A 13,242-nucleotide genomic window follows, 5' to 3' on the forward strand; every position below is an offset into this window, starting at 1 on the left:
GTGTACGGGAGAAGCCGCAGCGCCCCTCGGGGCGCCGGGCCGGGCGCAGCGCGCGAGGCGGCTACGCCGGTCGGATCAGGGCACGGCGACCGGATAGGAGCCGAGGATCTTGATCTGCGCCGAGTGGGCTTTCAGTTCGGCCAGGGCCGCCTGCATCCCCTCGTCGTCGACATGGCCGGCCAGATCGATGAAGAAGCCGTACTCCCACTTGGCGTTGTGCGAGGGGCGCGACTCGATCCGGTTCATGCTGATGCCATGCCGCGCGAACGGGCTGAGCACGTCGAACAGTGCGCCGGGCTTGTCGTGGATGAACACCAGCACCGAGGTGCGGTCATGGCCGGAGGTCGGGAAGATGTTGCGGCCGATGACCAGGAAGCGCGTGGTGTTGTCCGCGTCGTTCTGGATCGGCTTGGTCACCACCTTCTTCAGGCCGTACACATGCCCGGCGCTCTCGCCACCGATCGCGGCGGCGTCATCGGCATTGCGGGCGCGGCGCGCGCCTTCGCCATTGCTGGAGACGGGAATCTTCTCGGCCTTGGGCAGGTTGGCGCGCAGCCACGAGGAGGTCTGCATGAACGACTGCGGGTGGCCATAGACGCGCTCGACATCCTCCAGCCGGCCGCTGCGCGACATCAGGTACTGCTGCACGCGCAGTTCCACTTCACCGCAGATCTTCAGGTTGGAGGTCAGGAACATATCCAGGGTGATCTGGATGGTGCCCTGCCCCGAGTTCTCCACCGGCACCACGCCGAAATCGGCGTTGCCCGCTTCCACTTCCTGGAACACTTCTTCGATGCTGGCCAGCGGCAGGCCCAATGCCGAGCGGCCGAAGTGCTTGAGCACAGCCTGCTGGCTGAAGGTGCCTTCCGGACCGAGGTAGCCGATCTTCAGCGGCTCCTGCTGGGCCAGGCAGGCCGACATGATTTCGCGATAGACGTGGACCAGCACTTCATCGCTGAGCGGGCCCTCATTGCGGTCCACCACCATGCGCAGCACCTGCGCTTCGCGCTCGGGGCGGTAGTAATCCACGGCGGCAGCGAGCTTGCCCTTGGCCTTGCCGACCTGGTGGGCGAAGTTGGCGCGCTCGGCGATCAGTGCCTGGATGCTGCGGTCGATATGGTCGATCTTGGCGCGCACGTCCGACAGCACGGGCGCGGCAACGGCCGGTGCAGCCTCGCGCTTGGCGGCCTTGGCCTTCTTCGCGGGGGCAGCCGCCTTGGGCGGGGTCGGTGCCGGCTTGGCGGCCTTGGGCTTGGCGGGTTTGGTGGCCATCTGGGTTCCAATTGCAGTGGGGCGGCGAGCGCCCCGGGAAAAACGAATGCGTCAGCCGTTGCGCTGCTGGAAATCGCGCATGAAGGCGGCCAGCGCCTGCGCGCCCTCCACCGGCATGGCGTTGTACAGCGAGGCACGGATGCCGCCGACCGCCTTGTGACCCTTCAGCGCGAGCAGGCCGGCCGCTTTGGATTCACTGACGAAACGCGTATTGAGCGTGTCATCCGGCAGGAAGAACGGAATGTTCATGCGCGAGCGTGCGGCCGCGACGACCTCATTGCGGTAGAAACCGCCAGACTGGTCGATCGCCCCGTAGATCAGGCCCGACTTGACCGCGTTGCGGCGCGCGAACTCTTCCACCCCGCCTTCGGCCAGCATCCACTGGAACACCAGCCCGGCCAGGTACCAGTTCCAGGTGGGCGGGGTGTTGAGCATGGAATCGCGGGCGACGTGCGAGCGGTAATCGAAGATGTCCGCACGCGGCTGGCCGCTGCGCTCAAGCAGGTCGCGCCGCACGATCACCACCGACACGCCGACCGGGCCGAGGTTCTTCTGCGCGCCGGCATAGATCAGGCCGTACCGGCTGACATCCAGCGGCTCGCTGGCGATCGAGGAGCTGAAATCGGCGAACAGCGGCACCTCACCCACGTCCGGGGTGTCACGGAACTCGACCCCGTGGATGGTTTCGTTGGCGGTGATGTGCACGTAGGCCGCATCATCGGAAAGCTGCCAGCTGGCGCGCGCCGGGATGTCATGGAAGCCGTTGGCTTCGCTGCTCGCGGCGACGTTGACCGTGACGTACGGGCTGACCTGCTTGATCGCGGTCTTGCCCCAGTGCCCGGTGAGCACGTAATCCACGGTCTGGCCGGGCTGGGCGAAGTTGAGCGCGAGCAGCGCCTGCTGGGTGGTGGCGCCACCGGCCAGGAACAGCACCGCGTAGTCGTCCGGGATGCCGATCAGGCGCCGCAGATCGGCCTCGGCCTGGGCGGCGACGGCCATGAACTCCGGGCCGCGGTGGCTCATTTCGACAATGGAGGCGCCCGCGCCGTTCCACTCCAACATCTCTTCCTGCGCCTGGCGCAGGACCGATTCCGGCAACGTTGCAGGGCCGGCACTGAAATTGAACGCGCGCGTCATGTCACACCTATGAGGCAAGACCCCTAGTATGCCGCAGCGCACCAGCCTTTAGGCCTTGCAGGACAAGGCGAATTTGGTTGCAAACGAATCTATCCAGGGGACCGGCTGTCTGCCAGAGCCACCGCCATATGTCTGGAGGCGAGCCCCCTGAGTCAGGGGGCGCCGCGACGCGGCGGGGTCTGGAAGCAATGTCACGCGGGGGCCCGTGGTTTGCGTAGCAAATCACGGGGCGTCAGCGCGGACGCGATGACGTTTACCGCGCCCCGAACCAGAGCAGCCCGCTGAGCGCTGCGGCCAGCAGCAACGCACTGGCCAGCAGCCACGGCCAGCGGCTCACCCGTTTGGGCGCAACCACCGGTTCCGGGCGCTGACGTGCGTCGAAGCCGTCGTCCTCTTCTTCGATCACGATGCGCTTGCGCCCGTCGTGTGGGACTTCGAGCACGAAGCGATGCTGGGCATCGAAGACCAGCTGGTCGCCCGGCTGCAGCCAGCAATGGCGAACGGTGACGCCATTGACCCGCGTGGACTCACCCGCCCCCAGGTCGCGCAGCAGCAGATGCTCGCCGTGCTGCTCCAGGCGGGCGTGCTGCTCGGCGAAGGCGGGGTCATCGATCACGATGTCCGCCTCGGGCCCGCGGCCGATCACGCGCGGCCGGTCCAGGGTGAAGCTGCGCCCGTGGTGCTGGCCGCCGACCCCGCGCAACAGGCGCTGGTCGTCGCCACCCTCATCGCTGCGTGGCGGCGCGTGCGCGACAGCTTCGCAATCGCCCTGCACCACCATCTCCACGCCGTCGGCGTAAACGGCGTCGCCGGCGCGCAGCAGCGCCATCCGGCGCACCGGGCGGCCGTTGACGTGGATGCCGCGGATGCCGTTGGCGACCTGCAGCCACAGGCCGCGGTCATCCAGGCAGAACTGGGCCAGCAGCAGGGTGCCGGGGGTGTCATCGCCAAGCCGGACGGTGCCCGATGCATGACGCACGATGCGCTGCACCCCGGGCCGCAGGGGCTGGTCGGGATGTTGGCGTTGAGTAAAGTGAACTAGCAGGTTCTGCACGCGGCGCAGCCTAGCAGGTTGAATGTCAGGGAAGAAGAAGTGTGACGCAGACCTTGGAGTTGTGCCTGAGGATGCGCACAATGCACGCCCAAATCCGCGCTGTTGTCCGCCAAGAGGCTGTATGTCCACCATCGATATCCGTCACGCCCACTCCCTGCCCGCCGAAAATGCGCGCAAAGCCATCGAAGAAGTCGCTGCCAAACTGTCCGAGCGTTTCGGTCTGCAGTCCAACTGGGTGGGCGACGTGTTGAACTTCAGCGGCTCCGGCGTGGACGGCGCGATCGCGCTGCAGCCCGGCCAGGTGCAGGTCACCGCCAAACTCGGCTTCCTGCTCTCGGCCATGAAGGGCATGGTGGAAAGCGAGATCCAGCGCGTGTTGCAGGAAAAGCTCGGCTGAACCGACGCCCGGCCCGGCGCTGCACTGGCGCCGGCCATCACATCGCTTGAAGCCGGCGATGCATACGATCCAAGGGTGTCCACCCAAGGGATCGCCCCATGAATTCACCCAACGACTTCGACGATCGCATCCCCGGCGAGAAGCCCTCGCTGCAGGATCAGGCCGAGCGCTTCTCGCGCAAGCTGACCGATTCGGCCCAGCAGATCTGGTTGGCCGGTCTGGGCGCCTTCGGGCGTGCGCAGGCCGAAGGCAGCCGTGTCTTCGACAACCTGGTCAAGGAAGGCGAGAACATCGAGGCCCGCAACCGCGAGCAGACCGGCGATACGCCGCGCTGGCGCGACAATGTCGAGGAACACCTCGGCGAGGCCCGCGAAAAGGCCAGCGGCACCTGGGACAAGGTCGAGAAGGCCTTCGATGACCGGGTCCAGGGCGTGCTCAAACGCCTGCACATCCCGACCGCCGAGGACGTCGCCGCGCTCAATGCCCGGATCGACGCGCTCAACACCCGGGTCAACCGTGCCGAGGCCCGCAATGCCTCGCCGTCGGCCGATCCATCGCCGGGTACGCACCAGTCGCCGACCTCCGACGCCTGATCCAACCTCGATTGTTGCAAAGCAGCACGACTTTGTTGACAATCCAGATCGACCCGCCAATCGCTTCCACCGCCGTTTGTTCCCTCCCCTCACGGCTCTGGATTGGCGGGTTTTTTGTGGGCGCTGCTACCGCAAGGCCGCGCAAAGTGAGACGGCCGTCACCGACGTGACCGCCGGATGCGAACCGGGCCGAAAACGACGCGCCGCAGACGTGCAAAGGCGCATATAAACTGTCTATCGCACTTCCCTGTTCATATCCCCCTGCATGCTCTCCTGGATTCTGGCCCTGCTGTTGGCCCTCATCGTCTGGTTCCTGGCCACGGCTTACTTCTGGCTGATCAAACGGAAGCGCAAGGAGACCCAGCTCGGCCTGAATGCCTTGGCCGGCATGCACTGGCGCGAGTTTTCCCTGATCGTCCGGCGCGCGATGCACGAGCAGCGCGGCCTGCAGGACGTGCCGGACGAGACCGCAGACAGCCGCGAACCGCGCAGCGATTTCCTGATGCACGACGGTCCGCAGCGCTGGCTGCTCTCCTGCAAGCATGGCCGCGCCTACCGGATCGGCACGGCGGCAGTGAACGAACTGGGTGCCGCTGCGCGCCTGGCCGGTGCCCGTGGCGGCATCCTGATCACCGAGGGCAAGGTCGAGCGCGATGGACGCATCGCCGCTGAGAAACAGAGCGTCGAGGTCCTCGATGGCCCGCTGCTGTGGCCGTTGCTGAAACCCTACCTGCCGGGCGACATGGAGGCCCGTGTCGAGGCCGGTGCCCGTGGCGAAGCTCTCCGCCGTATCTCGATCGCGGCACTGGGCGCGGCGACGCTGGGCCTGATGGGCGGGCTGGGCTCGCTGACCGCCGGGCTGGAAAAGGAGTGGGCCGAGGACGAAACCGGGGTGGCCGCGCCGGCTGCCGCCACATCTCCCGCAGCGCAAGCACCCGCCACGGCCGACGCCCGGCCCACTGCGGCTGCGAGGCCAGCCTCGGCAGCCCCTGGGACCGCTGAAAATCGCGCTGCCGACGCCGCCCCGCCTGCAATGGAAGCGAACCCGGACGACGCCACGTTGGACCGCTACCAGCAGGAGCTGTCACGCAAAGTGGCCAGCCGCCCCGGCGTGGCCAGTGGCATCTGGCTGACCCGCCAGACGCTGGCGATCAACCGCACCGGCGAGATCGACACGATCTGGCCGCTCATCTGCGAGGAAGTGACCCGCTACCCGGCGCTGCGCACCGTGCGCATCCAGCTCAACCCGCGCCCCGGCGTGGATGAGCCGGTCCGCTGGCGGCAGTGCACCACGCTGTAAGGCTCAGCGCGCGCCCGGCGAGAACCGGGCGACCAGATCGTAGGCATCGCCCAGGAACATCTGCCGCACGCAGGTGATCGGCTGCTCGCCGCGCCAGGTGAGGCGGTCGATGACCAGGCACGCCGTGCCGGGTTTGACCTGCAGCAGCGTCGCGGCCGCCTCATCCGCGCCCCAGGCGCTGATCCGGTGCTGGGCACGTGTCCACGAGACGTTCTGCAGCAGCCAGCTGCCCGGCGCGGTCGTCTCGAAATCCACCTCCAGCACCTCCGGTACACCAACCGGGCTGATCAGGCGATGCTCCAGGGCGAGCGGTCGGCCATCGGCCAGGTGCAGGCAGCGGATCGCCAGCAGCTTCTCGCCGCCGGCCAAGGTGGTTTCTTCGGCCACCTGCTCGCGCGGGCGCCGGTAGGCACGCTCCAGCAGCTGGTAACCATAGACATGCCCGCGCGCTTCCACCGCCATCGCGATGTCGGGGATCTCCAGCGCCACCTGTTCCAGGTGCGGCGGCTGGCGCGCGACGAACGAGCCCGCACGACGGCGGCGCTCGATCATGCCGCTCTCGGCCAGCGCGGTCAGCACCTTGTTCACGGTCATCCGCGAGCAGCCGTACTGCTCCATCAGCTCGTGTTCGTAAGGGATGCGGAAGCCAGGCTCCCACTGTCCACTGAGGATGCGGCTTTCCAGATCAGCACGGATGCGCTGATTGAGGGTTGCTGCTTTCTTGCCCGTCACTCTGGATTCCTGCATGGGAGGGTCGGATCAGACCCTCAACAACGGTCGAAGTGCCGCGGCGAACCGTGCGGCCACCGCCTCGCGTTGCGGGTGGCGACCGTCACGGACCAACTGGCGCCCTTGGCGCCACACCGATCGCACGGCGCCATTACGTGCGGCGAACACCCAGCTGTCAAGCAAGGCATCGCCGTCGCGGGCGATCAGCGCCGGGTGGTCCGGATCGAGTTCGACGATGTCGGCCGGTGCGCCTGCCTGCAGTCCGGTGGTTACGCCCAAGGCCTGCGCAGCACCGTTCAACGACTGTTCGTACAGCCAACGGCCGGTGGACTGCCCATCGCCCGGGGCCAGCACGTTGCGCCCGCGCAACTGCAGACGCTGGCCGTACTCGAGCAGGCGCAGCTCTTCGGCCGCGTCGATCAGCACGTTGGAATCCGAGCCCACGCCGAACCGGCCACCGGCACGCGCGAAGGCCTGCATCGGGAACAGCCCGTCGCCCAGGTTCGCCTCGGTGATCGGGCACAGCCCGGCCACCGCCTGGCTGGCCACGATCTGCTGCATCTCTGCCTCGGTGATGTGGGTGGCATGCACCAGGCACCAGCGCGCATCCACCGGCGCGTGTTCGTACAGCCACTGCACCGGGCGCATGCCGCTCCAGGCCACGCAGGCATCGACCTCGCGGGTCTGCTCGGCGATGTGGATGTGGACTGGGCCGTCGTTGAGTGGCAGCAGCGCCGCCAGTTCCTCGCCGGTCACCGCGCGCAGGCTGTGCGGGGCGAAACCGAGCACCGCATCGTCCTGGTCCTGCAGCGCGCGCGTGCAGCCCTGCAGCAGCGCGGCAAAGCCGTCGACGTCGTGGATCAAACGGCGCTGGGCCGGGTTCGGCGCGGCGCCACCGAAATCGGCATGCGCGTAGAACACCGGCAACAGGGTCAGGCCGATGCCACTGGAGTGGGCGGCGGCGGCGATGCGCTCGGCCATTTCGGCACGATTGGCGTACGGCACCCCATCCGGGCCGTGGTGCAGGTAATGGAACTCACCGACCCGGGTGAAACCGGATTCCAGCATTTCCACATAGGCCTGCTCGGCGATCGCCTCCATGGCCTCGGGCTGCAGATGCGCCAGGAAGCGGTACATCAGCTCGCGCCAGCTCCAGAAGCTGTCGCCGCTGTTGCCGCCGATCTCGGTCAGCCCGGCCATGCCGCGCTGGAAGGCGTGGCTGTGCAGGTTGCCCAGGCCCGGCAGCGCGATCGCCAGCGCGGTATCACCCGGCTCGGCCGACACACCTTCGGTCACCTCGAGGAGCGTGCCGCCCTGGCTGAGGATGCGCACATCGCGCGCCCAGCCGTGCGGCAGCAGTGCGTGGGCAGCGTGGAAACGAAGGATCGGTGCGGGGGTGGCTGACATCACTGGACATCCCGGAAGAGGCGCCTATATTGTATAGACATATACACCGATGTGGTTGCTGCCATGCACTGTGACACCCTCTGGTACCACGCCAACCTGATCACCGTCGATGGCCCGGGCCTGGGCGTGATCGAGAATGGCGTGATCGCCGCCAGCAATGGCCGCATCGTGCATGTCGGGGCGGCGGGTTCGGCCGATCATCTGCAGCCGGCCCAGCGTATCGACTGCGCCGGACGCTGGATCAGCCCCGGCCTGATCGACTGCCACACCCACCTGGTCTATGCCGGCAACCGCGCCGGCGAGTTCGAGCAGCGCCTGCAGGGCGTGAGCTATGCCGACATCGCCCGCGCCGGCGGCGGCATCGTCTCCACCGTGCGCGCCACCCGTGCCGCCAGCGAGGCCGACCTGCTCGCCGCCAGCCTGCCCCGGCTGGATGCCATGCTGGCCGAAGGCATCACCACGCTCGAGATCAAATCCGGTTACGGGTTGACCCTCGCCGATGAGACCAAGCAGCTGACGGTCGCGCGCGAACTGGGCCGTCAGCGCGCGGTCGAGATCGTGCCGACCTTCCTCGGTGCGCATGCGATCCCGCCGGGCCGGCAGGCGCAGGAGTACATCGACGAGGTCTGCAACGTCATGATTCCGGCCGGCGCGGCGGCCGGGCTGGCCGAGGCGGTGGACGTGTTCTGCGAGAACATCGCCTTCAGCGCCGCACAGGCCGAGCAGGTCTTCCTCGCCGCGCAGCAGCACGGGCTGGCGATCAAGATCCATGCCGAACAGCTCAGCAACCAGCACGGGGCCGCCTTGGCGGCACGTCACGGCGCACTGTCGGCCGACCATATCGAACACCTCGACGCCGACGGCATCGCCGCCATGCGCAGCGCCGGTACCGTGGCCGTGCTGCTGCCGGGCGCGTTCTATTTCACCCGCGATACCACCCTGCCCCCGATCGCCGCACTGCGTGCCGCCGGCGTACCGCTGGCGCTGGCCACCGATTCCAATCCCGGTACCTCGCCGCTGACCAGCCCGCTGCTGGCCATGAACATGGCCGCCACCCTGTTCCGCATGACGGTGGCGGAGTGCATCGCAGGCTTCACCCGCGAAGCGGCGCGCGCCCTTGGCCGTCAGGACCGGATCGGCCGGCTCGCCGTCGGCCTGGACTGCAACCTCGCCCTGTGGGACATCGAGGCGCCCGCCGACCTCGTCTACCGCATGGGTTTCAACCCCCTGCACGGCCGCGTGATGCGCGGCCAACCCGTCTGAATCTAGTGATGTCTGGAGATTTCATGAGCACTACCCTGACCCTGCACCCCGGCGCCGTCACGCTGGCGCAATGGCGCGCGATCCATGACGGCGCGCGGGTGCGGCTGGACCCGGCCTCGGCCGCGTCCGTGCTGCGCAGTGCGCAGACCGTGGCCGACATCGTCGCCAAGGGCGCGCCGGTGTACGGCATCAATACCGGCTTCGGCAAGTTGGCCAGCGTACGCATCGAGCGCGACGACCTGGAAACCCTGCAGCGCAATATCGTGCTCTCGCATGCGGCCGGTGTCGGCGAGCCCATGCCGGCCCCCGTGGTGCGCCTGATGATGGCCTTGAAGCTGGCCAGCCTGGCCCAGGGCGCCTCGGGTATCCGCCCGCAGACACTGGCCCTGCTGGAAGCCTTCCTGCAGCACGACTTCATTCCGGTGATTCCGTGCCAAGGCTCGGTCGGCGCCTCGGGCGATCTGGCCCCGCTTTCGCACCTGGCCAGCGTGATGATCGGTGTCGGCGAAGCCTTCGTGGCGGGCGAGCGCCTCCCGGCGGCCGATGCGCTGGCCAAGGTCGGCCTGGCCCCGCTGGTGCTGGGCGCGAAGGAAGGCCTGGCCCTGCTCAACGGCACCCAGTACTCCACCGCCTATGCACTGGCCGGTCTGTTCGCGATCGACACCGTTTTCCGCGCGGCACTGGTCACCGGCGCGCTGTCGGTGGAAGCGGCCAAGGGCTCGGACACCCCGTTCGATCCGCGCATCCACAGCATCCGTGGCCAGCGCGGGCAGATCGCCACCGCCGCCGCGCTGCGTACCCTGATGCAGGGCTCGGCGATCCGCGAATCGCACCGCGACAACGACGTGCGCGTGCAGGACCCGTACTGCCTGCGCTGCCAGCCGCAGGTGATGGGCGCCGCGTTCGACGTGATGCGCCAGGCCGCCACCACGCTGGCGATCGAAGCCAACGGCGTGTCCGACAATCCGCTGGTATTCACCGATACCAACGAGGCACTGAGCGGCGGCAACTTCCACGCCGAGCCGGTTGCCTTCGCGGCGGACATGCTGGCGATGGCCGTGTGCGAGATCGGCTCGATCAGCGAGCGCCGCACCGCAATGCTGGTCGACCCGGCCCTGTCCGGGCTGCCCGCGTTCCTCACCCCGAAGCCCGGCTTGAATTCCGGCTTCATGATTCCGCAGGTCACTGCCGCGGCGCTGGTCTCGGAAAACAAGCAGCGCGCCTACCCGGCCAGCGTCGACTCGATCCCGACCTCGGCCAACCAGGAAGACCACGTCTCAATGGCCGCACACGGTGCGCGCCGCCTGATGGCGATGGCCGAGAACGCGGCCAACGTGATCGGCATCGAGCTGCTCGCCGCTGCACAGGGCTGCGATTTCCATGCCCCGCTGCGCTCCAGCGATGCACTGGAAGCCGTGCGCCAGCGCCTGCGCGCGCAGGTGCCGACGCTGGAAGACGACCGTTACTTCCACCCGGACATGGTGGCCGCGACCGACCTGGTGCGCAGTGGCGTGCTGGCTGCCGGGCTGGGCGACATCTTGCCGCCGCTGGAGCCGCTGGCATGACTTCCCAACCGGATTGGCTGCAGATCCACCACGGCGATGTGCCGCTGATCGTCAGCTTGCCGCACACCGGCACCGAATTGCCAGATGCGCTGGCCGCGCAGTTCGTCTCGCCGTGGCTGGCCCGCCGCGACGCCGACTGGTGGGTGCATGAGCTGTACGCCTTCGCGCAGCAGATGGGCGCCACCACCGTGCGTACCGCGGTGTCGCGCTCGGTCATCGACGTCAACCGTGACCCCAGCGGCACCTCGCTGTACCCGGGCCAGAACACCACCGGCCTGTGCCCGCTGACCACCTTCGACAACCAGCCGCTGTACCGCGATGGCCACGGCCCGGACGAGGCGGAGATCGCGCGCCGCCGCGATACCTGGTTCGCGCCTTACCACCACGCCCTCGCCGCGGAGATCGCGCGCCTGCGTGCCCTGCACGGCACCGTGGTGGTGTACGACGCGCACTCGATCCGCTCGCACATCCCGCACCTGTTCGATGGCCAGCTGCCACAGTTCAACCTCGGCACCAACGGCGATACCACCTGCGACAACGCGCTGACCGATGTGGTCGACAACCTGTGCGCGATGAGCGGCATGAGCCATGTGCGCAACGGCCGCTTCAAGGGCGGCTACATCACCCGCCATTACAGCGACATCCCCGGCGGCGTGCACACGCTGCAGATGGAGCTGGCCTGCCGCGGCTACATGCACGAGCCCGAGGCCGTGGATGAGCACAGCTGGCCCACGCCACTGGATCCCGATCACGCCGCCCCGCTGCGCGCCACGCTGCAGCAGGTGCTCGATGCCTGTCTCGACTTCGCTACGTCCCGGAGTGCTGCATGACCCGTCTCGATTCCACCCGCACCATCCTCGCCCCGACCGGCACCACGCTCACCTGCAAGAGCTGGCTGACCGAAGCACCGCTGCGCATGCTGATGAACAACCTGCACCCGGACGTGGCCGAGCGCCCGCAGGAGCTGGTGGTCTACGGCGGCATCGGCCGCGCTGCGCGCGACTGGGAAAGCTACGACAAGATCGTCGAGACGCTGCAGCGGCTGGAGGATGACCAGACCCTGCTGGTGCAGTCCGGCAAGCCGGTCGGTGTGTTCCGTACCCACGTGGACGCCCCGCGGGTGCTGATCGCCAACTCCAACCTGGTGCCGCGCTGGGCCAATTGGGACCACTTCAACGAGCTCGATAAGAAGGGCCTGGCCATGTACGGCCAGATGACGGCCGGCAGCTGGATCTACATCGGCGCGCAGGGCATCGTGCAGGGCACCTACGAGACCTTCGTGGAAATGGGCCGCCAGCACTACAACGGCAGCCTGGCCGGCAAATGGCTGTTCACCGGCGGGCTGGGCGGCATGGGCGGCGCGCAGCCGCTGGCCGCGGTGATGGCCGGCGCCTCCTGCCTGGCGGTGGAGTGCCGCAAGAGCAGCATCGAGATGCGCCTGCGTACCGGCTATCTGGACACCTGGACCGACGACCTCGACGAAGCACTGCGGCTTATCGAGGAATCGTGCACCGCCAAGAAGCCGCTCTCGGTGGGCCTGCTCGGCAACGTTGCCGACGTGCTGGACGAGCTGCTGATCCGCGGCGTGAAGCCGGACCTGCTGACCGACCAGACCTCGGCGCACGACCCGGTCAACGGCTACCTGCCGCAGGGCTGGACGGTGGAAGAATGGGACGACAAGCGCGTCTCCGCCCCGAAGGAAGTGGAAGCCGCCGCGCGCGAATCGATGGCCAACCACATCCGCGCCATGCTCGGTTTCCACTCGCTCGGCGTACCGACCGTGGATTACGGCAACAACCTGCGCCAGATGGCGCTGGAAGAAGGCGTGGAAGATGCCTTCGACTTCCCCGGCTTCGTGCCCGCCTACATCCGCCCGCTGTTCTGTCGCGGCATCGGCCCATTCCGCTGGGCCGCGCTGAGCGGCGATCCGGAAGACATCGCCAAGACCGACGCCAAGGTCAAGGAGCTGATCCCGGACAACCCGCACCTGCACCGCTGGCTGGACATGGCCGCCGAAAAGATCAAGTTCCAGGGCCTGCCCGCGCGGATCTGCTGGGTTGGCCTGGGCGATCGTGATCGACTGGGCCTTGCCTTCAACGAGATGGTCGCCAATGGCGAGCTGAAGGCGCCGGTGGTGATCGGCCGTGATCACCTGGATTCGGGCAGTGTCGCCTCGCCGAATCGCGAAACCGAGGCCATGCAGGACGGCTCCGATGCCGTCTCCGACTGGCCGCTGCTCAACGCCCTGCTCAACACCGCCAGCGGGGCCACCTGGGTCTCGCTGCACCATGGCGGCGGCGTCGGCATGGGCTTCTCGCAGCATTCGGGCATGGTCATCGTCTGCGATGGCACCGAAGCGGCAGCCAAACGCATCGCACGCGTGCTGTGGAACGACCCGGCCACGGGCGTGATGCGGCATGCCGATGCGGGGTATGAGATCGCGGTCGACTGCGCGAAGGAAAAGGGGCTGGATCTGCCTGGGATTCTGGGCTGATACGGGTAGGGCCCCGCCCCGTGCCGGGGCC

General features: G+C 67.9%; 12 protein-coding genes. 7 read left to right on the forward strand and 5 right to left on the reverse strand.

The features are described from left to right. Positions 1-75: 75 nt before the first annotated feature. The 3 genes from pheA to ACE026_RS05795 form a co-directional block, all read right to left on the reverse strand. A complete protein-coding gene (gene pheA, locus ACE026_RS05785; RefSeq protein ID WP_486038305.1) occupies positions 76-1,272 on the reverse strand; it encodes a prephenate dehydratase in 1,197 nt (398 codons plus the stop codon). 51 nt (positions 1,273-1,323) lie between these two features. After that, positions 1,324-2,409 carry a 3-phosphoserine/phosphohydroxythreonine transaminase gene (gene serC / locus ACE026_RS05790; protein WP_486038306.1) on the reverse strand — a complete coding sequence of 362 codons (1,086 nt, stop codon included), beginning with the start codon at positions 2,407-2,409 and terminating at the stop codon, positions 1,324-1,326. 253 nt (positions 2,410-2,662) lie between these two features. Then, positions 2,663-3,463 (reverse strand): FHA domain-containing protein, encoded by an 801-nt coding sequence (locus tag ACE026_RS05795; RefSeq protein WP_486038307.1) that lies wholly within the window; start codon positions 3,461-3,463, stop codon positions 2,663-2,665. A 121-nt stretch (positions 3,464-3,584) separates the two neighbouring features. Here ACE026_RS05795 and ACE026_RS05800 point away from each other — a divergent pair, with 121 nt between their 5' ends. The 3 genes from ACE026_RS05800 (at position 3,585) to ACE026_RS05810 (ending at position 5,753) form a co-directional block, all read left to right on the forward strand. Beyond that, entirely contained in the window at positions 3,585-3,860 is a 276-nt protein-coding gene (locus tag ACE026_RS05800) for a polyhydroxyalkanoic acid system family protein (protein WP_313210757.1), read from the forward strand. A gap of 98 nt (positions 3,861-3,958) precedes the next feature. After that, a complete protein-coding gene (locus ACE026_RS05805) occupies positions 3,959-4,453 on the forward strand; it encodes a phasin family protein (RefSeq protein ID WP_019184310.1) in 495 nt (164 codons plus the stop codon). Positions 4,454-4,718: 265 nt separating this feature from the next. After that, entirely contained in the window at positions 4,719-5,753 is a 1,035-nt protein-coding gene (locus tag ACE026_RS05810) for a restriction endonuclease (RefSeq protein ID WP_486038308.1), read from the forward strand. A 3-nt stretch (positions 5,754-5,756) separates the two neighbouring features. On the opposite strand, the gene hutC is transcribed toward ACE026_RS05810, so the two are convergent. After that, positions 5,757-6,485 carry a histidine utilization repressor gene (hutC, locus tag ACE026_RS05815; protein ID WP_486038309.1) on the reverse strand — a complete coding sequence of 243 codons (729 nt, stop codon included), beginning with the start codon at positions 6,483-6,485 and terminating at the stop codon, positions 5,757-5,759. 27 nt (positions 6,486-6,512) lie between these two features. Next, positions 6,513-7,889, reverse strand: coding sequence for a formimidoylglutamate deiminase (locus ACE026_RS05820; RefSeq protein WP_486038310.1), 1,377 nt, complete (start codon positions 7,887-7,889; stop codon positions 6,513-6,515). A gap of 63 nt (positions 7,890-7,952) precedes the next feature. Here ACE026_RS05820 and hutI point away from each other — a divergent pair, with 63 nt between their 5' ends. The 4 genes from hutI to hutU are packed head-to-tail and all read left to right on the forward strand — an operon-like array spanning position 7,953 to position 13,211. Continuing rightward, positions 7,953-9,152, forward strand: a complete 1,200-nt coding sequence (gene hutI / locus ACE026_RS05825) for an imidazolonepropionase (protein WP_486038311.1) — start codon at positions 7,953-7,955, stop codon at positions 9,150-9,152. 23 nt (positions 9,153-9,175) lie between these two features. Then, a complete protein-coding gene (gene hutH, locus ACE026_RS05830; protein ID WP_486038312.1) occupies positions 9,176-10,717 on the forward strand; it encodes a histidine ammonia-lyase in 1,542 nt (513 codons plus the stop codon). Further along, positions 10,714-11,547 carry an N-formylglutamate deformylase gene (gene hutG / locus ACE026_RS05835; RefSeq protein ID WP_486038313.1) on the forward strand — a complete coding sequence of 278 codons (834 nt, stop codon included), beginning with the start codon at positions 10,714-10,716 and terminating at the stop codon, positions 11,545-11,547. Before hutH ends, hutG begins: the two co-directional genes overlap by 4 nt. After that, on the forward strand, positions 11,544-13,211 hold the full coding sequence (gene hutU, locus ACE026_RS05840; protein ID WP_486038314.1) for a urocanate hydratase: 1,668 nt from the start codon (positions 11,544-11,546) through the stop codon (positions 13,209-13,211). The genes hutG and hutU overlap by 4 nt, the downstream gene beginning before the upstream one ends. The last annotated feature ends 31 nt before the right edge of the window (positions 13,212-13,242 follow it).

Source organism: Stenotrophomonas sp. AGC87 (assembly GCF_057333975.1).